This is a genomic window from Rhizobium sp. 05L429 (assembly GCF_056397645.1).
In genome coordinates, this window is record NZ_JBFTNV010000037.1 from 1 (window position 1) to 24,988 (window position 24,988).

At 61.9% G+C, this 24,988-nt stretch carries 17 protein-coding genes and 1 pseudogene; 12 read left to right on the forward strand and 6 right to left on the reverse strand.

Translation table 11 applies throughout. The annotated features are described in order from the left end of the window. Positions 1-526 (forward strand): 5,6-dimethylbenzimidazole synthase (gene bluB, locus AC1DNW_RS29220; protein ID WP_477855223.1); only part of this gene is annotated, 526 nt, incomplete at its 5' end. 32 nt (positions 527-558) lie between these two features. Here bluB and AC1DNW_RS29225 read toward each other — a convergent pair. After that, a complete protein-coding gene (locus tag AC1DNW_RS29225) occupies positions 559-2,103 on the reverse strand; it encodes an MFS transporter (protein WP_477855224.1) in 1,545 nt (514 codons plus the stop codon). 134 nt (positions 2,104-2,237) lie between these two features. On the opposite strand from AC1DNW_RS29225, the gene AC1DNW_RS29230 reads away from it, so the two are divergent. Then, positions 2,238-3,092: a LysR family transcriptional regulator gene (locus AC1DNW_RS29230; RefSeq protein ID WP_113312152.1), complete on the forward strand. Its 855-nt coding sequence runs from the start codon at positions 2,238-2,240 to the stop codon at positions 3,090-3,092. Between the two features lie 30 nt (positions 3,093-3,122). Here AC1DNW_RS29230 and AC1DNW_RS29235 read toward each other — a convergent pair whose 3' ends face one another. Continuing rightward, positions 3,123-4,208, reverse strand: a complete 1,086-nt coding sequence (locus AC1DNW_RS29235; RefSeq protein WP_477855225.1) for a DUF2865 domain-containing protein — start codon at positions 4,206-4,208, stop codon at positions 3,123-3,125. A gap of 198 nt (positions 4,209-4,406) precedes the next feature. On the opposite strand from AC1DNW_RS29235, the gene AC1DNW_RS29240 reads away from it, so the two are divergent. Next, positions 4,407-4,940: a ribonuclease H family protein gene (locus tag AC1DNW_RS29240; protein WP_477855226.1), complete on the forward strand. Its 534-nt coding sequence runs from the start codon at positions 4,407-4,409 to the stop codon at positions 4,938-4,940. Positions 4,941-4,982: 42 nt separating this feature from the next. Here AC1DNW_RS29240 and AC1DNW_RS29245 read toward each other — a convergent pair whose 3' ends face one another. Further along, complete coding sequence (locus AC1DNW_RS29245; protein WP_477855227.1) at positions 4,983-7,307, reverse strand: NADP-dependent malic enzyme; 2,325 nt, start codon at positions 7,305-7,307, stop codon at positions 4,983-4,985. 295 nt (positions 7,308-7,602) lie between these two features. Between AC1DNW_RS29245 and AC1DNW_RS29250 the strand changes: the two genes are divergently transcribed. Further along, a complete protein-coding gene (locus AC1DNW_RS29250) occupies positions 7,603-8,415 on the forward strand; it encodes a UDP-2,3-diacylglucosamine diphosphatase (protein ID WP_477855228.1) in 813 nt (270 codons plus the stop codon). Positions 8,416-8,614: 199 nt separating this feature from the next. After that, on the forward strand, positions 8,615-9,835 hold the full coding sequence (locus AC1DNW_RS29255) for an MFS transporter (protein ID WP_477855229.1): 1,221 nt from the start codon (positions 8,615-8,617) through the stop codon (positions 9,833-9,835). On the opposite strand, the gene dgcA is transcribed toward AC1DNW_RS29255, so the two are convergent. After that, a complete protein-coding gene (gene dgcA, locus AC1DNW_RS29260; protein ID WP_113312149.1) occupies positions 9,787-10,770 on the reverse strand; it encodes an N-acetyl-D-Glu racemase DgcA in 984 nt (327 codons plus the stop codon). The genes AC1DNW_RS29255 and dgcA overlap by 49 nt on opposite strands. 102 nt (positions 10,771-10,872) lie before the next feature. Here dgcA and AC1DNW_RS29265 point away from each other — a divergent pair. The 5 genes and pseudogenes from AC1DNW_RS29265 to AC1DNW_RS29285 form a co-directional block, all read left to right on the forward strand. Beyond that, a pseudogene (locus AC1DNW_RS29265) lies at positions 10,873-12,039 on the forward strand (MlaE family lipid ABC transporter permease subunit); the annotation flags it as partial. 4 nt (positions 12,040-12,043) lie between these two features. Next, on the forward strand, positions 12,044-12,907 hold the full coding sequence (locus tag AC1DNW_RS29270) for an ABC transporter ATP-binding protein (RefSeq protein WP_477855230.1): 864 nt from the start codon (positions 12,044-12,046) through the stop codon (positions 12,905-12,907). Positions 12,908-12,916: 9 nt separating this feature from the next. Beyond that, positions 12,917-14,287 carry an MCE family protein gene (locus AC1DNW_RS29275; protein WP_477855231.1) on the forward strand — a complete coding sequence of 457 codons (1,371 nt, stop codon included), beginning with the start codon at positions 12,917-12,919 and terminating at the stop codon, positions 14,285-14,287. A gap of 23 nt (positions 14,288-14,310) precedes the next feature. Further along, entirely contained in the window at positions 14,311-14,925 is a 615-nt protein-coding gene (locus AC1DNW_RS29280) for an ABC-type transport auxiliary lipoprotein family protein (protein WP_113312146.1), read from the forward strand. A gap of 24 nt (positions 14,926-14,949) precedes the next feature. Beyond that, positions 14,950-15,411 carry a hypothetical protein gene (locus AC1DNW_RS29285; protein ID WP_162748655.1) on the forward strand — a complete coding sequence of 154 codons (462 nt, stop codon included), beginning with the start codon at positions 14,950-14,952 and terminating at the stop codon, positions 15,409-15,411. Positions 15,412-15,473: 62 nt separating this feature from the next. Here AC1DNW_RS29285 and AC1DNW_RS29290 read toward each other — a convergent pair whose 3' ends face one another. Continuing rightward, positions 15,474-16,340: a D-alanyl-D-alanine carboxypeptidase family protein gene (locus AC1DNW_RS29290; protein ID WP_113312144.1), complete on the reverse strand. Its 867-nt coding sequence runs from the start codon at positions 16,338-16,340 to the stop codon at positions 15,474-15,476. Positions 16,341-16,545: 205 nt separating this feature from the next. Next, a complete protein-coding gene (locus tag AC1DNW_RS29295; RefSeq protein WP_477855232.1) occupies positions 16,546-23,544 on the reverse strand; it encodes an apolipoprotein A-IV repeat region-like domain-containing protein in 6,999 nt (2,332 codons plus the stop codon). A 463-nt stretch (positions 23,545-24,007) separates the two neighbouring features. On the opposite strand from AC1DNW_RS29295, the gene AC1DNW_RS29300 reads away from it, so the two are divergent. Continuing rightward, a complete protein-coding gene (locus AC1DNW_RS29300) occupies positions 24,008-24,379 on the forward strand; it encodes an Hpt domain-containing protein (RefSeq protein WP_113301127.1) in 372 nt (123 codons plus the stop codon). 202 nt (positions 24,380-24,581) lie between these two features. Continuing rightward, the gene (locus tag AC1DNW_RS29305; protein ID WP_477855233.1) at positions 24,582-24,902 is read left to right on the forward strand and encodes a 2Fe-2S iron-sulfur cluster-binding protein; all 321 of its coding nucleotides are present in this window, start codon (positions 24,582-24,584) and stop codon (positions 24,900-24,902) included. The last annotated feature ends 86 nt before the right edge of the window (positions 24,903-24,988 follow it).

Sequence of the window (24,988 nt, forward strand, 5' to 3'; positions counted from 1 at the left end):
GCTTCATGCAGCCGTGGGCTTCATGCAGCCGTGGAATTTCATTCTGGTGAAGAGTGCCGAGGTCAGGGCGCGGGTGCGCGATGCTTTCATGAAGGCGAATGAGGAAGCGGCCCGCATGTTCGACAGCGAACGGCAGGAAAAATACCGTTCGCTGAAGCTCGAAGGCATTGTCGAGGCGCCACTCGGCATCTGCGTGACCTGCGATCCTACCCGCAGCGGCAGCGTGGTACTGGGGCGCACGCATAATCCGCGTATGGACAGCTATTCCACCGTCTGCGCCATCCAGAACCTGTGGCTTGCTGCCAGAGCGGAAGGCGTCGGCATCGGCTGGGTCAGCATCTTTCGCGAGGGCGACCTGAAGGAAATCCTCGGCATTCCCGATCATATCGAGGTGGTGGGCTGGCTCTGCGCCGGCTTCGTCGAACGGCTCTACGAGCAGCCGGAACTGGCGGTCAAAGGCTGGCGGCAAAGGATGCCGCTGGAAGAACTGGTCTTCCATGACGGCTGGGGGCAGGTTGAAGGCTAGACCGCGCCGGGTTGAGCCGGCGCGGGTCTGCATCATTGGGCTGGCTGGCTATCGCATTCCCTGGCGCAAACAGGGGCTTTCCAATGGCCGAAGACGAGGAAGCTCGCGGCGGCCATCAGCCAGACGCCGACGGCGCCGTAGAGCATGACTGCGCCGAATCCCTGGACGAGCGCATCATGCACCGTCGCGGCCGGGATATCGGGCAGGGAGGCGATATTGCCGGCGGAAATGCGTTCGGCAGCCAAGCGGAGATCGTCCGCCGCCATCGATGACGGCAGGACGCTCTTCAGATGCGAGAAGACGCCGTTGAAGAGGATGAAGCCCATGACGGCGATGTTGATGGCGAGCGAGATCATACGGGCGCTCATGTCGATACCGGAGGCCATGCCGGCACGATCGCTGGAGACGGCACCCGTCGTCGTATTGCTGACCGGAGTGTTGGTGAAGCCCAATCCGATGCCTGAGAGCAGGGCGCCAGGCATCATGGTCAGCCAGCTTGGCTCGGTGGCGGCGCTGCCAGACTTCATCAACAGGAAGCCGAGGCCGATGGTGAAGAGACCGCCGGGAATGACGAGGCCCGGCCGGTAGCGGAGCGAAAGACGCTCGGCAAACGGCGGCACGACAAGGGTCGGCAGCGTATAGGCCAGCAGCGAGAGACCGGCGGCAAGGCTGCCGTAGCCGAGGCCGGCCTGATACCAGATCGGCAGATAGATCATGAAGGGCCAGAAGCTGATGTTCATSGCAGCCGAGCCGATTATCGCACCCGAGAAAGTGCGGATGCGGAAGACCGAGGCATCGAACATGGGCCGCGGGTTCAGCCACTCGGCAATGACGAAGGCGATAAGGCTTACCGCGCAAAGAGCGATAATGGCGAGTGCCGTGGGGCTGGCAAAGCCCAGGGCCGGCCCCTGCGTGATGAAGAAGGCGAGGCAGAAGACCGATAGTGAAAGGGTGGCGATGCCGGCAATATCAAGCCGTCCCGCACCCGGGTCGCGCGATTCCTCAATGCCTGTCACAGCGAGGGCTATGGTGATGACGGCAAGGACCGCATGAATGAGAAACACCCATTGCCAGCCGGCGGCTGCCACGATGGCAACGCCGATGATCGGGCCGAAGCCGAGGCCGATCCCGAAGATGATGCCCCACCAGCCGAAGGCCATGCTGCGGGCGCGGCCCTCCCGGAATTGATGGGAGAGAACGGCGACCTGGCAGATCAGCATGATGCCGCCGCTCATACCCTGCAGAAAGCGGGCAGCAATCAGCAGCGAGGCATCCTGCGCAAGGCCGGCGACGAGCGAGGTGAGGCCGAAGGCGGTAATGCCGATGAGGAAGACGCGCTTGCGGCCGTAACGATCGGCAAAGGTGCCGGCCGCCATCAGCACGGTGGTGACGGCAATCGTGTAGGCGTTCATGATCCATTGCAGCGCGCTGAAATCGGCATGCAGCACCTTTTCAAGCGTCGGCAGAATTGCCGGGACGCTCGATATTTCAAGGCCGAACATGAGCGAGGAGAGGCAAGCGGCCATCAGGGCGATAATGCCTCTGAAACGTGAGGAAGGAGGGGAGGCAGGGGTCATGCTTTGGCCTTTCGACGTTGAGACATACAACGGTGACATCCGATGTCGTCCATTTGCGTCAGCATAAGCAGAGCTTGAACATTACAGAATTGGATGATTAACTATTTCAGACACAACAATTTCGGATAGATGCCATGACCATGCTCGATGTCGATTCCGTTCAGGCCTTCGTGACGATCGCCGAGAACAAGAGCTTCACCCGCGCCGCCAGTGAGCTTGGCAGCACGCAGGGCGCGATCAGCGTCAAGCTGAAACGGCTGGAAGAGCGGCTCGGCCACCGGCTGATCGAGCGCACGCCGCGGCTGGTGCGGCTTTCCGCACAGGGCGCGGTATTTCTTGATGCCGCACGGGAATTCCTCGCGGCCCATGACCGGGCGGTCGCCGCACTTTCCTCGTCGCGCCGTCATTTCAGGCTGGGCATTGCGGCCCATGTCGCCGGCCCGGAAGTGCCGACGCTGCTTGCGCGCCTCAATGCCCATGATCCGGGGCTGACGATCGAGGTCCGGCTCGACAATTCCTGCGAGTTGCTTGCAGCCTTCGACCGCGGCGATCTGGATGCGGCGATCGTCCGTCGGGACGAGGACCGGCGCGACGGCGAGGTTCTGGCACCGGAGCATTTCGGCTGGTTCGCAACGCCGCAATTCGAATATCGCCGCGGTGAGCCGCTGCGTCTTGCAGCACTGTCGCCCAACTGCAGGGTGCGGGATGTCTGCACCCGGGCGCTCGATGCGGCGGGCATTCCCTGGGCGGAAGTCTTCCTCGGCGGCGGCTCTTCGGCTGTGACAGCAGCCGTTTCGGCCGGGCTTGCTGTCTCGACCTTTTCCTATCGCCTGGCACCCGTCGGTACGGTCGAGGTCAGCGAGCGGTTCGGCCTGCCGTCGCTACCATCCTCGGAGGTCGTGCTGCACTCGACGCTGACGGATGCCAAATCGCGCGCGGCACTGCGCACGCTGGCGGCAGCGTTCAGGGAGCATCGCGCCTCAAACTGAAGACGCTGTCCCGACGGCCGAGATCGTACCCTATTGCTGCTGTTGTTGGGGCTGCGGGCCCGATGTTGCAGGATTGGCGAGATCGATCTTGCCCTGATCGCCGGCGAGGAATTGCGGGCCGACCTGACGGACCTTGTTACCGGCGGGGTCATAGGGACGATCCGCCACCTGCGGCTGCGGGGCAGGCGGCGCGCTCGCGGCCTTCGGGGCTTCCGTCTTGATCGTCGTAATCGAGCCCTTCGGTTCGGGTGCCGGCGCATAGGCAGCCTGGCTCTTGCGCATCTGCTCGTAATAGGCAGTCAGATTGCAGGAGCAGGCGGATTTTTCGCCGGGCGCGCGGGTCTTGTAGGCGAAGGCGTTTTTCATCTCGCTGTAGGGCGTTCCCGTCGCCGTCGAGATCATGTTCGAGGTCTCGGTGCTGGAAACGTCGCGATAGAAGAGCTCCGTCTCGACGCCTGGGCACATCTTCGAGCAGGTCGCCGCATCGCGGCCGAAATCCACCGAAGTGGCGTTGTTGCTGATCGGGAAGAAGCCGCCGTCGCAGGTGCGCACGCAGATGGTGCTGACAGGCGAGAGCATTTCGGCGCGCGGCAGGCCATAGTGCTCGCCGCCGCCGAGCGGAATGAACGTGTCGCCGCGCATGGCCTGCTCTTCGATGCTCGGAGCTGGAGCATAGACGTCKCTCGGAGCGGGTTCGCCAAAGCTGTCGCTGTTGCAGCCATTGTCCTCGAGTGCGGCCATCAGGCCCTCGCKGGCCGCATCCGTACCGGACTGGCGCAATTCGTTCCGGCGATCCTGAAGGAAGCTGATATTGTCCACCATCTTGACTTCAGCCTGCTCGAGCTCGGTGCAGAAGCCGGCATTCTYGCCGCCGACGACCACCATGCTGCCTGAGGTACAGCCATACCGACGCAGATCGCCGCGCACCTTACGCAATTCCAGGTTCTGTTCGGCAAGCGCGCCCGCATATTGGCGCATCTCCAGGCCGTTATTGCCGATCGATTGCGGCAAGTCGGCAAGGCGCCCGCGCAGATCCTCGCAGATCGCATTGGTCTGCGCCACCGCAGGAGCCGCGAATGCCAGATAGAAAACGAGATACAGGTTTCGGCGCTTCACGACGTCGTTCCGGAAAGAGAAAAGCATTTATCTGTCGATTGCGGCTTCAATCCACCGCGCTTTGTCTTAACGTATTTCCCTTAATAAGCTCGGAGTAATTCCTAGCGCATTTTTGCGACCTTATCCAGCAAGCCTGATGGTTCCATTMCAATCTCTCCTGCACCCGCCCGGAAAAAGGTTCATAGCTAAACAGCTGACATGACAGATATTTCTGACGAAGCTGCCGCCGCGGAAACGACTTGGGCAATACCGGATGCCCGAGGCGGACTTCACGTTTTCGTGGACGGTTGTTTTGAGCCCGGCTCCCGCCACGGGGGATGGGCCTTTGTCGCCTATCGCGATGGCGTCGAAATCGCATCCGGCTTCGGCGGCGCAAAGGATACGGCCAATAACACGATGGAAGTGACCGCGGTGCTCGAGGCGGCAATATGGATCAACCGCACAGCAGCTGATGCAGCGGCGGTCATCTGGTCGGAATCCGTCTATGCCGTGGAAGGCTGCAACGGCTGGCGTCCGATCTGGAGAAACAATGGMTGGAAGAAAAGCAACCCGAACGGCAAGGMCAGAAACCGGGTGATATCAGATGCGAAGATCTGGAAGGCCCTCGATGTCGAGCTAACGCAGAACCCGATGATAGGTATCGCCTGGTGCAAGGGCCATTCAGGCACCGATGGCAATGAGCGCGCCGATGCGCTGGCTGATCAGGGACGCCGGTCGATACGGAGTCCCTGATTTTGAGATAGGCCTGATTTCAAATGAGAACGGGCAACCGGCTCAAGCCGGCTGCGATGCCTCGACGACAGCAAGCGCCGCCATGTTGACCACGCCGCGCGAGGTCACCGACGGCGCCAGGATATGGGCGGGCATTGCCGTGCCGAGCAGGATCGGGCCCACATGCAATCCGTCGGTCATCGACTTGACCACGCCGAGGGTGATGTTGGCCGCATCGAGGTTCGGGAAGACCAGCAGGTTGGCTTCGTCATGCAGCGTCGTGTGCGGCATGACACGACGGCGCAGCTCCTCGGAGATCGCGCTTTCACCGTGCATTTCGCCGTCGACTTCGAGATCGGGGGCCGCCTCGCGCACCAACTGCAGCGCATTGCGCATCTTGGTAGCGCTTTCGGATTCACGCGAGCCGAAGTTCGAATGCGAGACGAGGGCGGCGCGCGGMGTGATGCCGAAACGCTTGATTTCCTCGGCAGCGAGCACCGTCGCCTCGGCGATTTCCTCGGCTGTCGGATTGAAGGTCACATAGGTGTCTGTGAAAAAGGTCGCACCGCGCTGCGAGATCATCAGACTGAGGGCTGAGAAATCACAGACATCCTTACGTTTGCCGATGATCTGGCGCACGTCGCGCAGATGTTTCTCGTAACGGCCTTCGAGGCCGCAGATCAGCGCATCCGCTTCACCGCGCTTCAACGCCAGGGCGCCGATGACGGTCGTGTTGGTGCGCACGATGGTGCGGGCGGCTTCCGGGATGACGCCGCGGCGGCMGACCAGCTGCAGATAAAGATCGACATATTCGCGGAAGCGCGGATCGTCCTCGGGGTTGATGACCTCGAAATCCTGTAGCGGGCGGATGCGCAACCCGTAGCGCTTCAGGCGCGTTTCGATGACCTGCGGACGGCCGATGATGATCGGCTCGGCAATGCCTTCTTCAAGCAGCACCTGGGCGGCGCGCAACACGCGCTCGTCTTCGCCTTCGGAGAAGATGACGCGCTTGCGCTCTGCCGTCTTCGCGGCCGCAAAGATCGGCTTCATGATGAAGCCGGAGCGGAAGACGAAGCGGTTCAGCTGGTCGAGATAGGCATCGAAATCGGCGATCGGGCGACGCGCGACACCGCTTTCGGCAGCGGCCCTGGCGACGGCAGGCGCGATGCGCAGGATGAGACGCGGGTCGAAGGGCGAGGGGATGAGATAGTCAGGGCCGAAAATAGGGGTTTCGCCGGAATAGGCGCGGGCGGCGACGTCCGAAGGCTCCTCGCGGGCGAGGGCMGCGATGGCGCRCACGGCGGCCATCTTCATTTCCTCGTTGATCGTCTCGGCGCCACAATCCAGCGCGCCCCTGAAAATATAGGGGAAGCAGAGGACGTTATTGACTTGGTTCGGGAAGTCCGACCGGCCGGTGCAGATCATCGCATCGGGCCGCGCGGCGCGGGCGAGATCCGGCATGATCTCCGGCGTCGGGTTGGCRAGCGCCATGATCAGCGGCTTGTCGGCCATCTGCGCAAGCAGTTCCGGCTTCAGCACGCCGGCAGCGGACAGGCCGAGGAAGACATCGGCGCCACCTATATTGTCGGCGAGCGTGCGGGTGTCGCTCTTCTGGGCGTAGATTGCCTTCCACTCGTCCATCAGCTCGACGCGGCCTTCATAGACGAGGCCTTCGAGATCGTGGACCCAGATGTTTTCGCGCTTGGCGCCGAGCGTCACGAGCAGGTTAAGACAGGCAAGTGCCGCCGCACCGGCACCGGAGGCGACGATCTTGACCTCGTCGATCTTCTTACCGGCGAGTTCCAGCCCGTTGAGGATCGCGGCGGCAACGATGATCGCGGTGCCATGCTGGTCGTCGTGGAAGACCGGGATCTTCATCTTCTCGCGCAGCTGCTTCTCGATCTGGAAGCATTCCGGTGCCTTGATGTCCTCGAGGTTGATGCCGCCGAAGGTCGGCTCCAGCGAAGCGACGGTGGAAACCATCTGCTCGACACTTGCAGCATCCACTTCGATATCGAAGACGTCGATGCCGGCGAATTTCTTGAAGAGAACGGCTTTGCCTTCCATGACCGGCTTGGAGGCAAGCGGGCCGATATTGCCGAGACCGAGAACGGCAGTACCGTTCGAAATCACGGCGACGAGGTTGGCGCGGGACGTGTAGTCGGCCGCCTGTTCCGGATTGTCACGAATGGCGAGACAGGGAGCGGCAACTCCGGGAGAATAGGCGAGCGCCAGGTCGCGCTGGTTGCCGAGCGGCTTGGTCGCCTGGATTTCCAGCTTGCCGGGGCGCGGATAGCGGTGGAAGAAAAGCGCCTGTTCGTCGAGGCTGCCGCCCGTCAGATTCGTTTCCGTCTTGGCTTTTTCCTGGGATTTTTCCTGGTGATCCATCGCCGCTTCCAATCGTCCTTCAAAGTCTTTTGAAGACTCCTCCATACATCAATCGACCGGCCTGGACAGTACGGAAATGGCCGCAGGGGAACTTTTTGACCCGGACGGTAAAGGGGAGCTGACATTAGAGCCTTCCCTGATCGGATTGCGGCACTTCACCAGGGACGCTCTGACCGGTGGATTGATCGGCTTCGCAGGGCTTTCCTGCGTTTTGTCATCTTCCTGATACACGAGTCTGATTTTGGAAGGCTAGACGAAGAACGATGGGACACGAGCGGAAAGGCTTGTGATAGACATGATGGAACCCCGGCGCTTCCGCACCCTCTTCATTTCCGATGTGCATCTCGGCTCCAAGGCTGCGAAGGCAGATTTTCTGCTGGATTTCCTTAGGTATCACGAGGCTGACACGATCTACCTCGTCGGCGATATCATCGATGGCTGGCGCCTGAAGCGCAGCTGGTACTGGCCGCAGGTCTGCAACGACGTGGTCCAGAAGCTCTTGCGCAAGGCGCGCAAGGGTACGCGCGTCGTTTATATCCCCGGCAATCACGACGAATTCCTGCGCGCCTTTCCGGGCACACATTTTGGCGGCATCGAAGTCGTCGACCGCATCATCCATGACGGCGCCGACGGCAAGAAGTACCTCGTCCTGCATGGCGACGAATTCGACGTCGTTGTGCGCAACGCCCGACTGCTCGCCTATCTCGGCGACTGGGCCTATGACACGGCGATCCGCATCAATATCGTGCTTGCCGCGATCCGCCGCCGTCTCGGCATGCCCTACTGGTCGTTTTCGGCCTGGGCCAAGCTGCAGGTGAAACATGCCGTCAATTTCATCGGCGAGTTCCAGCGCGTGGTTGCCGAGGAAGCCCGCAAGAGCGGCGCCGACGGCGTCATCTGTGGCCATATCCATCACGCCGTGATCGAGGATATGGAAGGCATCMGCTATATCAACACCGGCGACTGGGTCGAAAGCTGCACGGCAATCGTCGAGCATGAAGACGGCACTTTCGAACTCATCACCTGGCGCGCGCTGACCAGCAACGTGCCGGCACTGACCTCCATCGAATTGCTTGAAGAGGGTGATTTCGCCCCGCAGGCCGCCTGAATATTGCGCGCGTACCGTGCCGGCGGGCTTTCTGCCGGTACACCCAGGAATTTAGCCCGTTGCCGCTTGGCGACGGGCCCTATTTATTTTTTAAATCGTTTTGGTTTATTTTTTTTAATCGTTTCGATTGGGCTATTTCTCGCCATAGTCGTGCTTGATTGGATGTGTTAGGCAACGCACAGTTTCCTTCAGGTCCATCATGATTCCCGCACAAAATCCCTCGACGGGTGAGGGAGCGCCGCCGCGCTTCCGGCTGCTCAGCGCGCTTTGCTACAGCGCGCCGCTGCTGGTCAACGGTATCGTCCTGCCCTTCTTCCCCGTCTGKCTTTCGACCCACCAGTTCAACGATCATCAGATCGGCACCATCCTGGCCGTGCCGATGATCGTGCGCGTTCTCGTCGCGCCGATCGTGGCTGTCTTTGCGGACCGCATGCCGGAGCGCGCACATGTGCTCTTATGGTCGGGGGCGCTATCGCTGCTGACGGCGGTGGCGCTCTACTGGACGTCGAGCTTCTGGTCGGTGCTGATCGTCTTTGCGCTGCAGGGTGCCACTTTCGCGCCCTATGTGCCAGTCGTCGAATCCATCGTGATATCAGGCGTGCGCCGCTGGGGGCTGGATTATGGCTCGATGCGCGTCTGGGGTTCCATCGCCTTCATCGTTTCGACGATGCTCGGCGGCGAACTGGTCGGCCGCTGGGGTGGCGGCATGGTGTTGCCAATCATGATCTTCGGCTTCATTTTGACCATCGCCATGGCGATCTTCTGTCCACGCATCGGACCGACACGGCGACGCGGCCAGCCGATCAACCTTCCGGCGACGACAGGCAGCGGGCTGAGGGAACCGCATCTGCTCCTGCTGCTGCTCGGCGTTTCGATCCAGCAGGCGAGCCACGCGCTGCTCAACGCCTTTTCCTCGATCTACTGGCACCATCTCGGCTTCTCGGGAACAGAGGTCGGCATTCTCTGGAGTGCCGGCGTTGCCTCGGAAGTGACGGTCTTCTTCCTCTCCCGACGCCTCAACCGCCGCTTCAATGCCTGGACGCTGATCCGCTTCGGCTGTGCGGTCAGCGTCTGCCGTTGGGTGTTCTTTCCGACGGAGACGAGTTTTCTCGGCTTCTTCACGCTGCAGTGCCTGCACGGTTTCACCTATGCCTTCGTGCATACCGGCGTGCAGCGGCGCATCATCGACACGGTGCAGGAGACGCAGGAAGCTTCAGCCCAGGGCGYCTATTTCTTCTATATCGGCATGGCCTCGGGGCTGATGACCATTGCGTCAGGCTATATCTACGCCGCGCTCGGCCTCTACAGCTATTACGTGATGGCCTGTGTCGCCGCCTTCGGGCTCACCCTTGTCATCATCGCCTATTACCTTCAGCCCCAGAGGTTGGCTTCGGGCGGGAATACCAGGGAGCCAGCATAATTCAGGCCGGGCTCGCGATCGCGGGCCAGGAGCAGCGGACCATCGAGATCGACGAAATCGGCGTCCTGCGCCAACAGAACGGCGGGCGCCATCGCAAGCGAAGTGCCGACCATGCAGCCGATCATGATGGAGAAGCCGAGCCGCTGCGCTTCTTCCTTCATTTCCAGCGCCTCAGTCAGGCCGCCGGTTTTGTCGAGCTTGATGTTGATCGCGTCATAGCGGTCGGCGAGGCTTGCGAGATCGCCGGTGTGATGCACGCTTTCATCGGCGCAGATGAGAACATGGCGGGCGATCTCGGCCAGCATGTCATCGCGACCGGCCGGCAGCGGCTGTTCGACCAGCGCGATATTGGCTTCGGCCGCTATACGCAGATGATGTTCCAGCCGATCCTCCGGCCAGCCCTCATTGGCATCGAGAATGATGGCCGCATTGGGGGCCGCCTCACGCACCGCACGGATACGGCTTTCATCGTCGCCGGTGCCGACCTTGACCTTCAGAAGCGGGCGCTGCGCATGTGTGCGGACCTGCGCTGCCATGACGTCGGGCTCACCGAGCGAGATCGTATAGGCCGTGGTCAGCGGCTTCAGATGCCTGAGATCGAGGCGGGAGGCGACGCTCCTGCCTGACAGTTTGGCCTCCAGATCCCAAAGGGCGCAATCGACGGCGTTGCGCGCCGCACCGGGTGGCATGGCATGCAAAAGTTCGGCGCGCGAAATGCCTTCCTCGATCAGCGGGCGGGCCGATTCGATCTGCGCGAGCACGCTTTCAATCGTCTCGCCATAGCGGCGATAGGGCACGCATTCGCCAAGCCCGCTCTTGCCTGATTCGCTCAGCGTGCAGGTAATCACCTCGGCGGAGGTTTTCGCCCCTCTGGAAATGGTGAAAGTGCCGGCAATCGGGAATGAATTCATCTGGATATCAAGGTGACGCGGCATAATTGCTCTCCTGCGAGCATGGAAATTGCGCGGTGCTTCTGTATATTAACGCGCTGGGCGGCGAACGATAAGGTTCGCGAGTCGGAACTGTCGCTGCAAGCATTGAAAGACACAAGTCATTTGAAGTCCGAGAAACGCAACGCCGCCTCGCTGCATGTGGACGACCGAGCCGAGGGCTCGGGGCAGCATGTGCATCTTGAAGGCAATTGGCGCAGCGCCAACATCCACCTCGTCCTGCAGGATTTCGAGAAACTGGCGCGCAGCAACAGCGGCGACCTGACGCTCGATCTTTCCAGTGTCACCGATATCGACACGGCCGGCATCTGGCTACTTTGCCGGCTAAAGAAACAGCAGGAAGCGGCCGGCCGCGCGGTTCGTTTCGAGGGTACGAACGAGCATATAGACGAGCTGATCGCTACCTTCTCCAAGGATCCTGAAAAGCAGGAGCCGGAGCAGAAGGAAAAGCTCTCGATCGCCCAGCTTATCTTCGCGCCGATCGGCCGGATGACGCTCGATGTCTGGGACAATGTGGCGGCCGCCATGTATATCCTGGGATCGGCGGTGCGCGGCGCGCAGATGAAGTTCGGCCGCGGCAGCGGCGTTTCGCCGGCCTCGATCGTCAACCAGATCGACCATATGGGCGTGCGCGCCGTTCCGATCATCCTCCTGATGTCCTTCCTGATCGGCGCGATCATCGCGCAGCAGGGCGCCTTCCAGCTTCGTTATTTCGGTGCGGAGATCTTTGTCGTCGATCTCGTCGGCATTCTTCAGCTGCGTGAAATCGGCGTGCTTCTGACCGCCATCATKATCGCCGGCCGCTCGGGCAGCGCCATCACCGCCGAAATCGGCTCCATGAAGATGCGCGAGGAAGTCGACGCGCTGAAGGTGATGGGCCTCAACCCGATCGGCGTGCTGATCTTCCCGCGGCTGGTGGCGCTGACAGTCGCTCTACCGCTGCTGACGGTGATTGCCAACTTCGCCTCGCTCGGGGGTGCGGCTGCGGTCGCCTATCTTTATTCGGGCATTACGTTTGCCACCTTCCTGTCGCGCCTGCATGAGGCCGTGACGCTTTCGACCATATTGGCCGGCATGATCAAGGCGCCCTTCATTGCGCTGGTCATCGGCATCGTCGCAGCCGTTGAGGGCCTGAAGGTTGGCGGCAGTGCCGAATCGCTTGGCCAGCATGTGACGGCCGCCGTCGTGAAGGCGATTTTCGTCGTCATCCTGATGGACGGACTTTTTGCGATGTTCTATGCAGCGATTGATTTCTKACATGGCGGGCGGCGTGGATCAGCAACCAATCGAATCGACCAGAAACGAGGCCGGGGAAGCGGAACGCGATGTCGTGCTGTCGGCGCGCGACGTCACGGTCGGTTTCGGGCCTAAAGTGGTTCTCGACAAGCTCAACCTCGATATCTACCGCGGTGAAATCCTCGGCTTCGTCGGCGCTTCGGGCACCGGTAAATCGGTGCTGATGCGCACGGTGCTCCGCCTGCTGCCGCGCCGTTCCGGCACCATCAAGATCCTGGGCCAGGATTTCGACGAACTGGATGAACCGGAGCGCAATGCGCTCGACATGCGGCTCGGCGTGCTGTTCCAGCAGGGCGCGCTCTTCTCCTCGCTGACGGTGAAGGAGAATATCCAGGTACCGATGCGCGAGTATCTGGATCTGCCTGTTACGCTGATGGATGAACTGGCGCATCTGAAGATCCGCATGGTGGGGCTCGCCGCCGACGCTGCCGACAAATATCCTTCCGAACTCTCAGGCGGCATGATCAAACGCGCGGCGCTCGCCCGCGCACTGGCCCTCGACCCCGAACTCGTCTTTCTCGATGAGCCGACTTCCGGCCTCGATCCCATCGGTGCGGCGGAATTCGACGAGCTGATCGCCAATCTGCGCGATAGCCTGGGATTAACCGTCTATATGGTGACCCACGACCTCGACAGCCTGTTTTCCGTCTGCGACCGTATTKCCGTGCTTGGAAAGAAGCGGGTAATGGTGGAAGGAACGATCGACGACATGCTGGCCTACGACGATCCGTGGGTTCAGGCCTACTTCAAGGGCAAGCGCGCGCGTTCGATCGTGCCGCAGGACGACGCGCCGGCGGCCCGGGCGCAGCATGACAGCGGGAAGTGACCGGAGACGATGGAAACCAAAGCCAACTACACGATCGTCGGTTTTTTCACCGTATTGGTGATCGCGGCCGCATTCGGCTTCGTCTACTGGATGGCCGAATATGGCCGCAGCGGGCCGATGGCCGAGCTGATCGTGCGCATTCCGGGCTCTGCCAACGGTTTGAGCGTCGGTTCGCCTGTTCGATTCAACGGTATCCAGGTCGGTTCGGTGCAGACGCTGTCCATCGATGCCGACGATCCGCAATATTCGCTGGCTTTCACCGAGGTGCGCTCGGATGCGCCGATCTATCCCTCCACCAAGGCAGCCCTTGAAATCCAGGGCCTGACGGGTGCGGCCTATATCGAGCTCTCGGGCGGCCGCAAGGAAGACAAGAACATTCTCCAGCAGGCGCTGGAAAGCGGCAAGCGCGCCGTCATCGTCGCCGACCAGTCGAGCGTGACCAACCTGCTTGCAACGGCCGACAAGATCCTCGACCGCGCCAATGATGCCGTCGGTGACGTGCAGGGCTTCGTGCGCGATGCGCGCGGACCGCTGACCAAGACCTTGCAGAATGCCGAGACCTTCTCGGATGCGCTCGCCAAGAATTCCGGCAATATCGACAGCTTCCTGCAGAGTGTCGGCGATCTCTCCAACACCGTTCGGAACGTTTCAGGCCGTGTGGATTCGACGCTTGCTGCCGTCGAGGATTTGGTGAAGGCCGTCGATGCGAAGAAGATCAACACGATCCTGGCCAATGCCGAGAAGGTGAGCCGCGACGTGGCCGACGCCTCGGGCGATCTCAAGGGCCTGGTCGCCAAATTCGATCAGACGGTCACGACCTATAACGAATTCGGCAAGAAGGCGCAGGTGACGCTCGATCGTGTCGATACGCTGGTCGCCGCCATCGACGCCAATAAGGTCAAGGGTTCTGTCGACGATATTGCCCAGGCGACAAAGGATGCGCGCGCCGCCGTTGCCTCCATCCGCGACGTGACCAACACCGTGTCGGACCGCCGCAAGGATATCGACCAAACGATCCAGGACGTCCAGCAGATGGCGAACAAGCTGAACTCTGCTTCGACCCGCGTCGACGGTATCCTCATCAAGGTCGACGCGCTGCTGGGCTCCGACAATACGAATTCGCTCTTCACCGAGGCGCGCGCCACGCTGGAATCGTTCAAGAAGGTCGCCGACAACGTCAATGCCCGCATCGGGCCGATCGCCGACAATCTGCAGAAGTTCTCGGGCAGCGGATTGCGTGATGTCGAGACGCTGATCAACGAGTTGCGCGGGACCGCGAACAACCTCAACAATGCCATCACCAATTTCGACCAGAACCCGCAACGGATCATTTTCGGCGGACCGACGGTTAAACAATATGACGGGCGCACGCGGCRCTAAACGGAATTCAGAGGTAGCGTAATATGGGTTTATCGCATTCGATGTCGCGCCGTTCCTGGATCCGTGGGACGGCGATTATTTTGCCGCTGACGGCAGCGCTTCTGGCGGGCTGCGGGACGGCGGCGAAGAACGACACCTTTGATCTCTCTGCAGCCACTGTGGATGGTACCGGTCCATCAGCCAAGACCCGGCAGATCCTGATTGCCGATCCGACGGCGTTGAAGGCGCTGAACAGCGACCAGATCGTCATCCGCGTTTCACCCTCCGAAATCCAGTATCTGTCGCGCGCCCAGTGGAGCGACACGCTGCCGCGCATGGTGCAGTCGAAGCTCGTCCAGGCCTTCGAGAATTCCGGCAAGCTCGGCGGCGTCGGAAAGCCGGGGCAGGGACTGGCGATCGATTATCAGGTCGTCACCGACATCCGCTCCTTCGAGATCGACGCAGCGTCTGGCAACAAGGCCGTGGTGGAGATTTCCGCCAAGATCCTCAACGATCGAAACGGCACAGTGCGTGCCCAGCAGGTCTTCCGGGCCACTGCTCCGGCCGGCGGCGACAACGTGGGCTTCGTCAAGGGATTGGGCCGTGCCTTTACATCGGTCACCGACCAGATTGTTGGCTGGACGCTGAAGTCAATCTAATAGGCGGGAGCCGGAGGTGGGGTTTTGGCTCGTCGATCGCAGCTTGGAATAACGCGCAATGTGGCTTTTGCGCTCCTGGCCTTCCTTGAAGGCTGGAGCGGTGTGCAAGCCCAGGATGCTACGAGCAATACATCCGCTTCACCGCCTCTTGCCATGAACGAGTACAAGGCGTTTGTCGAAAGGCTTGTTTCGGAAGTAAACGGAAAAGAGGCCACGATGGCCACGAAACTCCGCGCTCTCGGCTTCAGCTGCACCCCAGCAGACAAATCGATCCAATTCGAATGCGTGCGATTTGGCTGCCAAAAAACCGGTATTCTGCCAGGTTCGCTTCTTCAATGGACGGTACGAAGAGGTAGCCCGGAATCGAGCAAGGCGGCGTTTTCTGGCTCCGCCATGAACTATGGGTGGTTGCGCGGCTGCATTCCGAAGAACGAACTCCAGAAAGAACAGCAACGATTTCTTTCCCGAAACGACCGATTGCAGTGATCCACTGACATTGAACGTCCATCGGCGAACAATCAAACACCAGAGAGCTTGCGCTCGTCGCCTCATTTCGTTGGCTGAGCATCCGTCATCGTCGGCGTGCCGCCCGTTGCCGAGGCCGTGGCGGTCGAAGCGGACGGCAGGTAGCTGTCGAGCAGGCCGGCCATCTTGTCGTCGCGCAGGCTGGCGGTCTTTTCGCCCATGACGACGCCGACGACGCGGCGCCCGTCCTTTGCCGCTGACGTTACGACATTGTAGCCCGAAGCATCCGTGAAGCCGGTCTTGATGCCATCGACACCGCTATAGCGGTACATGAGATTGTTGTGGCCGCGCAGCTTCATGCCGCGGAACTGGAAGCCACGCATGGAGAAGAGCTTGAACTCCTCGGGGAAGTCACGCATCAGCGAAACGCCGAGTGTGGCCATGTCGCGAGCCGTGGTGACCTGCTCCGGATCCGGCAGGCCCGACGGATTCTTGAAGACGGTGTCCTTCATGCCGAGCTGGCGGGCCTTGTCCGTCATGAGAGTACCGAAGGCCTGTTCGGAGCCGCCGAGCTGTTCGGCAAGCGCCACAGCGGCATCATTGGCCGACAGGACCACGATGCCTTCGACGGCCTCCTTGACGGTGACCTTGCGGCCGGCGCCGACAGCGAGCTTGAAGGGTTCCTTGCTCTCGGCATTTTCCGACATGGTGAGCTTCTGGTCCCAAGTCAGGCGTTTGTCGTGCAGCGCCTGGAAGGTGAGGTAGAGCGTCATCATCTTGGTGAGCGACGCCGGATAGTTCAGATCATCCTGATTGGACGCCTCCAGAACCTGGCCGGTCTGAGCATCCACGAGGAAGCTTGCCTGGCCGGCTTCGGCCTGAATGAACGCGCCCAGAAGAAATACGGACGAGAAGGCGGCGGCCATCAGCCGGGAGGTCGTCTTGGTCATCAATGTCTACTGTCTCTGTCGTGGCAAGCTACTGGCTTGGCAAGTGGCTTGGCGAGGGTCTGKCGGATCTGGCGACCCAATCTGGTGGATGCGGATCGGGAATGTTTGTGACGGAATGAAGGAGCCGGGGCAATAAAAAAGGGCCATCCACAGATGACCCCTTTTGTCTCACTATCCCATGACGTGCCCTTTACGGCCCGACAACTCAGCTCAGACGACCTGCCGCATGAGCAAGCATCGTATAGACCTTGCCGGTGTCAGAGGTCAGGTAGGACTGCGTTACCGTGCGGTTCGGATCGGTGCGTGCGACATCGGCGAGCAGCTTTTCGAAATCGCCGATGTAGCGGTCGACAGCGGTGCGGAATTCCGGTTCGCGGTCATACTTGCGCTTGATCTCGTCGAAGGTCTGCTGGCCTTTCAGCGTGTAGAGGCGACGGGTGAAGACGTCGCGCTCGCCGCGCTGGTAGCGGCGCCACAGGTCAACCGAGGCATCATGATCGATGGCGCGGGCGATATCGACCGAGAGCGAATTCAGCGATTCAACGACATGGCGCGGGTTGCGGCTGTCATTGGCGCGCTGGGTGGGAGCAGGGGCCGGAGCGGCGGCTTCCACTACCGGACGGGCCGGGGCACGCGGTGCTTCCTCTGTCTCGTCACGCGAGGCGCCACGCAGAAGATCGCTGATCCAGCCGCCGCTCGTGGGTTCCGTGCGCGGAGCTTCCTGGCGAACCGGAGCCGGGGTCGGAGCTGGCTGGGGGGCCTGGGCAACCGGACGCTGCGGAGCAGGAGCCGGAGCGGGCGCAGGCGCTGCCGCCGGGGTCGGTGTGATGGTGCCACGCAGACCCATGGATTCGATCGACTGGCGCGCCGTTGGTGCCGGCTGCGGGGCAGGTGCAGTCGGGATCACCGGCTGGACAACACGCGGAGCAGGCTCGGCCTGTGCCAGCGTGCGGGCGACCGGCTCGGAGAGCTCCAGGCGCTGACTGGAGCGGCCGACGATCTGCGAGATGTCCTGCAGGGCCTTGATCTGCTCGGCGACGGCGCGGCGCATGGCGGACGCGCTTTCCTTGGCTTCTTCCGGCAGGTCGAAGGCGCCGCGCTTCAGTTCGGCGCGGGTAGCATCGAGTTCGTTGCGGATATCGGTTGCCGAGCGGCGGATCTCTTCGGTGGCGCCCGAGAAGCGGCCGACCGCCTCGTCGATCGCATCGCGCAGCGATTCACGCAGGCTTTGTGCTGCATTGTCGGAGGCGCGGCCTGCCTCGCCGAGCATGCGTTCGACTTCCGACAGCGAAGCCGTCAGGCCGCCGCGCAGGCGGTTGGAAAGATCGCCGGAGCGTCGCTCGACATTGGCGAAGCTGGTGTCGATCGTGGCATTGGCTTCCTCGCCGGCGCGGTTGATCGCGTCGCGCATGGTGGAGGCGGCGTCCTCGGCGCGCTTTTCGGTATCGGCGAGCACCCGGCCGATATCGGCGAAGGAGGCCTGGACGCTCTGGCGCAGCGTGCCGGTGACCTGGTTGGAGCGCTGCTCGGCGCGTTCGAAGACCGTTTCGATCATGCCGCMGAGGCCGCGCATGGTCTTTTCGATTTCGGCCGAACGCTGCACGAGCCCGGCTGCGAGGGTCTGCAGAGCGCCTTCACGCTCTTCCAGCGTAGAGACGAGACCGGATTGGGCTGCGGCAAGGAGATGCGATGCCTGGCCCAGGACCTTCGAGTGGTCGTCGAAGCGGCCGATAATGCTGCCGACCTGGGCGAGCGTCTGGCCGGATATATCCGACAGGCGGTCGACCTTGCCTTCGAGAAGGCGGGTGGAAGCAGAGACCATTTCGGCGGCCTTGGCGGCGGAGTCGGTGAAGCGCGAGGTCGTGTCGCTGAGACGGCCGTCGACGCCGGTCAGCTCGTCTGCGGCGCGCGTCATCATGACAGCCATTGCCGCACTGCTTTCCGACATGCGCTGGACGAGGCCGTTGACGTTGCTCGTCAGGCTGTTCTCGATGGCGGCGACGGCATTGGCGACGTTTTCGGCGCGCGCTGTGATGGCCTGGGTGACAGCGTCATTTTCTGCACGCAGGCGTTCGGCGCTGAGACTTGCGGCGGCGGTGATGCGGGCGGCAGCTTCCTGGCCGGCATCGGTGTAGCGGTCGATGATCGGCCGGGCCGTCTCGTCCAGGATGCGCGTCAGCTCGGTGGAGCGGCCGGCCAGCATGGAGTTGAGGTCACGGGTGCGCTCGTCGAGCGTTGCGCGGATCGAGTTGCCGCGTGCTTCCAGCGCCCTGTCGATATCGGTGAGCGTCGTGTCGATTTCGCGGGCACGCTGCTCCAGACTGGAGCGGATGATGCTGGTGCGGGCTTCGAGCGCGCGGTCGACATCAGCCATGCTCGAGGTGATCTGGCCACCGGCATCCGTCAGCGTCGAACGGATGGAGTTGCCATGCGCTTCCAGCGTCTGGCCGGCATCGGCGAGCGCGTGATTGATGGCGTTGACCTGGGTGCTGACGATGCTTTCTGCTTCCGCCACCTTGTTGACGATGACATTGCCGGCCTCGGAGAAGGTCTGGGCAACGGCGGCAGCCTGGCCGGCGAGGCGGCTCTGTGCCTCGGCGACGCGGTTGACGATCTGCGAGGAGCGCTCGTCCATGGCTTCGGCGAACTGCTGGCCGGTGCGGCTGAGCAGTTCCGAGGACTTGGTGGCTTCGCCATCCATGCCTTCGGCAGCTTCGGCAACGGCGTTGCGCAGGCTTGCAGCCAGACCGGCGGCCTTGCCTTCGATCGTACGGTTGACGGCCTCGAGGCCGACGGTCAGAGCGCGGTCCATGGTGGACAAGCGTTCGGTGATACGCTCGTTGCCGCGATCCATCATGTCGCTCAGCGCCGAGGTGCGGCCGTCGATCGACTGCGCCATGTTTGCACTGCCGCTGTCGAGCGTTTCGGCAAGATGCGCCCGGCGGTTGTCCAGAGCCTGGGTGAGATTGGCGCTGTGGCTATCGAGAGCATGCGCGAGGTTTGCGCTGCTGCTGTCGAGGGCCTGGGTCAGGTTGGCGCTGCCGACATCAAGTGCTTCCGTCAGGCTGGCGCTGCGGCCGTCGAAGACTTCCGTCAAGCTGGCGGCGCGGCTGTCGAGGGCCTCGGTCAGGCTGGCGGTGCGGCTGTCGAGCGCATGCGTCAGGTTTGCGGCGCTGCTGCCGAGGGTTGCGGCGATGCGTTGCGTTGTGTCGTCGCCGAGCGCGCCGAGGCGCGAAATGCCGTCCTCGAGCACGCCGGAGAGATGGCTGCCGGCAGCATCGACCTTATCGGCCACGCCGCCGACGCCATCGGCAATGCGGGCCTCGATGGCGGCAAGGCCGGCTTCGACGCGGGCGCCGGTCTCGGTGAAGCGGCCCGTGAGATTGTCGACGGAATGGTCGAGATGGCCGGAGAAATCTGCAGCGGAACGCGAGATCGTGTTGGCGGCTTCCTGGAAGCGGCCGGCAATATGGCCGGCACCCTCGCGCATGCGATCCTCGAGTGTCTGTGCGCTCTTGTCGATCGCATTGCGGATCGCAGCCTCGCGATCTTCCAGCGACATTTCGAGCATGCCGATGCTCGTCGCAACCGACGTACCGATCGAGGTCGCCTGTTCGGAGAGCGTGTCGTTGATGAGGTTATGGGCCTCGCTCAGGGTCAGGTTGATGGCATTGGTGCGATCGTCAASTGTGGCGCGGATGCGCTCATGGGCGGCGGCAAGGCCACCTTCGACGTTGCTCGCGGCATCGTTGGCAAGGGCGGCCATACGCAGCTGGGCGTCGGTCATGCCAACCTCGATGCGACCCGTCATGCCGCCGATGATGCCTTCCATGCGGGCGCTGCCGGCATCGAGGGCTTCGGACAGGGTGGAGGTGTGCTCGGCAAGCGCGGTTTCCAGACGCGCCTGATTGCCCGTATAGGCAGCGCGGATCGCTTCCGTGCGGTCGGCAAAGGCGCCGGCAACACGCTCCTCGGCGCTGGCAACGGTGTCCATGATGGCGTTGCTGCGGTTTTCGAGCGCGGATTCGAAGCGGCTCTGGCCGTCATCGAGCGAAATGGCGAGCGCCATGGTCTTTTCGTCAAGTGTATCGGACAGGCGGTCGGCGCTGTTCGTGACGGCATGGACGATGGATTCGGCGCGACTGGTGAGCGCTTCCTCGATGCGGAACTGGCTTTCGCCGAGCGATGCGGCGATCCGGTCATGCGTGCCGGTGGCCACATTGACGAGAGCGTCGGCGCCCGCCGTCAGCGTGTCTTCCAGTCGGCTCTGGCTTTCGTTCAGCGAGATGGCAAGCGCCATCGCCTTTTCATCAAGGGTTTCGGCGAGGCGGTCATGCGTGCCCGAGACGGCGCTGATGAGCGCTTCCGACCGGGTCGACAGCGTATCCTCGATGCGCGAATGCGTCTCGTTCAGCGAAATGCCAAGCGCCATGGCCTTTTCGTCGAGCGTTTCGGCGAGACGGTCGTGCGTGCCCGAAACGGCACTGATGAACGCGTCCGAATGGGTCGAGAGCGTATCCTCGATGCGCGACTGCACCTCGTTCAGCGAGATGCCGAGCGCAATCGCCCTTTCATCAAGCGTCTCGGCGAGACGGTCATGAGTGCTGGAAACGGCGCTGAGCAGCGCCTCCGAGCGGGTCGCAAGCGTATCGTCGATACGGGCCTGACCTTCATTCAGCGAGATGGCAAGCGCCATCGCCTTTTCGTCGAGCGTTTCGGAGAGACGCTCATGCGTGCCGGAGACGGCATCGATGATGGCTTCCGAGCGCGTCGCAAGCGTATCCTCGATACGGGCCTGGCCTTCGTTCAGCGAGATGGCAAGCGCCATCGCCTTTTCATCCAGTGTATCGGAGAGGCGATCATGCGTACCGGAGATGGCATTGAAGAAGGACTCGGACCGGGCCGCGAAAGTATCCTCGATGCGGGCCTGGTTTTGCTGCAGCGTTTCGGCGAGGCGGTCATTGGTGCCGGAAACGGCACTGATGAGCGATTCCGAATGGGTCGAGAGCGTGTCCTCGATGCGCGACTGCGTCTCGTTCAGCGAGATCGCCAGCGCCATCGCCTTCTCGTCGAGCGTCTCGGCGAGGCGGTCATGCGTGCCCGACACGACATTGATGATGGCGTCGGAACGGCTCGTGAGCGCTTCGTCGAAGCGGGTGTGATGGTCGGCAAGGGCGCCGATCAGCGCGCCGCCGCGTTCCGCCATCACGCTGTCGAGGCCGGTATGGGCAGTCTTCAGCGCATCGGTGATCTCGGCAGCACGAGCGGCGAGAACGCTGCTCAGTTCCTCGGCGCGACCGCCGAATGCCCCGGTGACCTTTTCGGTGCCGCTATCGACGGCAGTGGCGATTTCGGTCGTGGTMGTCTGCAGCGTATCCCGGAATTCGATTGCCCGGGCGGCGAGGTTGTTCTGCAGTTCGGACGTGCCGGTTGCGAGCGCCAGCGAGATTTCCGACGTGGCGTTGCTCAGCGCCGAACCCAGTTCGCCGGTGCGGGTCGTCAGCGCCGAGGTGATCTCCTCCGAACGGCTGGCAAGGGTGCTTTCCAGCACTTCCTGGCCGGTCGCAAAGGCGGTCGCCAGTGTGAGCGACTGCTCGCTCATGGAGATGCTCAGACGATCGATATTGGAATTGAGGATGTTATCGATGGAATCGGCGTTGCCCGACAGCGTCTCGTTGATGCGGGTGAGGCTTTCGATGAGCTTGGTGTCGAGCGAGCCGGCGCGCTTGTCGAAGGCATCGGTGAATTCGGAGACGCGTTCGTCAAAGGCGGTCGAAAGCTGGGCAACGGTCGTCTGCAGACGTTCCTCGAAGAAGCCGGAGCGCACGTCGAGATCCATGACGGCATCGTCGGCCGTCGATTGCAGGCTCTGGCGGAAACTTGCACCCTTTTCGTCGAGCGCGGCGTTCAGCCTGGAGAGCACGTCGTCGAGCGTGCCGCCGATGGTGCGTTCGCCCGATGTCAGGCTCTGATTGATATCGCGCGTGCGGGTGATCAGGATTTCGTTGAGCTGCTGGGTGCGCTCCTGCAGCGCGGCATTCAGGCGCTCGGTGCTCGCATCCATCGTCGAGGCGCGCGTCTCGAACTGGGTGAGCAGGCGCTCGCCATGTTCGTTGATCGTGTTGGTCAGCGAGTCGAGGCGGTTGTCGAATTCATTGCCAATCGCAAGGCCGGACGCGGTCAGCGTATGGAGCAGCGTATCGGTCTTGGCGGCCAAAAGCGTGCCGAGCGACTGCATGGCGCTGTCCGACTTCTCCATGATCGCGGCAGCGCGCGTATCGATCAGCGAGGCGAAGGCTTCGCCCGAGGTCGCAAGGCGGATGGCGATCTCTTCTGTCGCAAGCGACAGCTCTTCCTTGAGCTGGTCGTGGACGCCGGCGATGGAGGAGCGGATGCGGTCGGCATGGTTGACGATCGCTTCGCGCTCGGAGCCGAGCTCGTGGACGAGGCCGCGTACGCGCAGTTCGTTATCCGCGTAGGAACGTTCCAGCGCATTCACTTCGGAATGCACGAGCGTTTCGAGTTCGGAGGCCCGCGCAATGGTGCGCTCGATGCCTTCGTTCATCGCCGAGACTTCGCGGCGCACGGCCTGGCCGACCGTCATGATGCGTTCGGAGGCGATGGTTTCCGGTTCGGAAAGGCGCAGCGCAACTTCAGCCATGGAGCGGGCGGCGTTGCGCATTTCCTGGGCGCGCGCGATCATGATGGCGAAGGCATAGAACATCATGACAGGCACGATGATGCCGACGACGCCGGCGATCACGCCCGGTAGAGCGGCAAGATCGGTCAGCGAGCGGATCTGCGAGATCTGCGGCCCATAGAGCATGAACATCAGCCCGAGGCCGATGATGACCCACAGGATGGAAATGAAAGTGGCCATGCGCAGGGCAGGGCGGCTGGAGCCGTTTTCCAGCGACTTCAGAAGCGAGGCGGGTGAATTGCGGCTGGCATCATTAGCGGGGGCGAAGGCCGGTGCCCGAGCCTGCTGGTCGCCTGTGCGGGCAGCGCGGCCTCGGCGGCGTTGTGCTTCTTCCTGGGACTGATTACGGGCATTGGATGGGTCAGTCACATTAGCCTCCGGGGCGTGGGGCGCGTTACCGCGGCGAGACGGCACGTTCTCCTGGCCGAAATCGATCTGAAGCGCCTCGTCCAATGCCTTGAACGCCTTGTCCTCTATCGATTCATTGTACTTGTTATTCGCCATTCCGATATGCCTCGCAATTCCCGGCCAGACCGGCAGCGCATCCGGGCCACCGCCTTCGCCCGGAAAGAACCTTTGCCGTGCCAGCCTTCCATCCAGGACGGACGGATAAGCATGTCATTTCAGAGTAGATAGCCGATTTTTCAAACGAAAGGTATCAAAACACTACCATTATCCACTCTGTCGGCAAAGGCGCGCGGCATGAGCCCGCCTCAACAGTATCGTAGTGACACATCTGGGCTGCCTACACAATTAATGAACCCTTGCGTTTCCACCCCTCTTAACCCGTTGTTAACACCTTTAAATTTTGGAAGCGGCCTAAAAGCCGATATTTTAGCGATATTTAAGGGACGTTAACCATACGGTTAGATTTTCGCCCTGAATGCGCCGGAATTTAACGTGATCGCCATTCTCCGACCGCACAACAGATGCAACCGCGGGCGATATAAGACCGGAGAATTGGCAAATGGCAGCAGTGAGTATTGCGTTCGAAGCACCTGATAATTCCAAGGGCCCTTCGCCCTCCAAGATCAGGCCGATCGACCTTGTCCATCTTGCGCGCCAGACGATGGGCGACAAGACGGTGGAAATCGAAGTTCTCCAGATGTTTGCGCGCCAGGCGCGCGCCTGCCTGCAGGACATTGCAAGCGGCGAGGCAACCAAGGTGGGCGCAGCGGCACACCGCCTGAAGGGTGCAGCAAGCTCCGTCGGCGCCTTCCGGGTTTCGCAGTCTGCGGAAGCCGTGGAAGAGAACAATGGCGACGCGACCGCCATGGCTGCGTTGGGTGCGGCCATTGTCGACGCCGAAAATTTCATTCTGAAACTCTGCCGCGGATAAGGCAGGGCAGGTAGGGGCTAACCTAGGCCCGCTGTTCCATTAGGGAACGGCGGGTCTTTTTGCGACTTCCCCCATGACGCATAGAGAATGGCGCAGTCCTGGCCAATCTGCGAGGCTCGGGCGATCCGGCAATGTTGACTGATGCGCCGAATTGTCGGAAGAAAAATCCGCCCACCTGCTACAAAGACCGGAAATAATCCTGATGCCCAAACTTACCATCGTCGCCTTTGACGGAACGCGCTTCGATCTCGATGTCGATCAAGGTTCCACCGTGATGGAGAATGCTGTCCGCAATTCCGTTCCCGGCATCGAGGCCGAATGCGGCGGCGCCTGCGCCTGTGCGACCTGTCACGTCTATGTCGACGAACAGTGGACCGAGGTTGTCGGTCCGCCGGAAGCGATGGAAGAGGACATGCGGGACTTCGCCTTTGACGTGCGTCCGACCTCACGCCTTTCCTGTCAGATCAGGATGAAGGCTGCCTATGACGGCCTCACCGTGCACGTGCCGGAACGGCAGGCTTAAAAACTCTCATATTCCTGAAAAAGTCGGGCTCTTGCCAAAAAGAAAGCCTCGCACGCCAGAGGCGAGCGAGGCGAGGCGGGCGCATT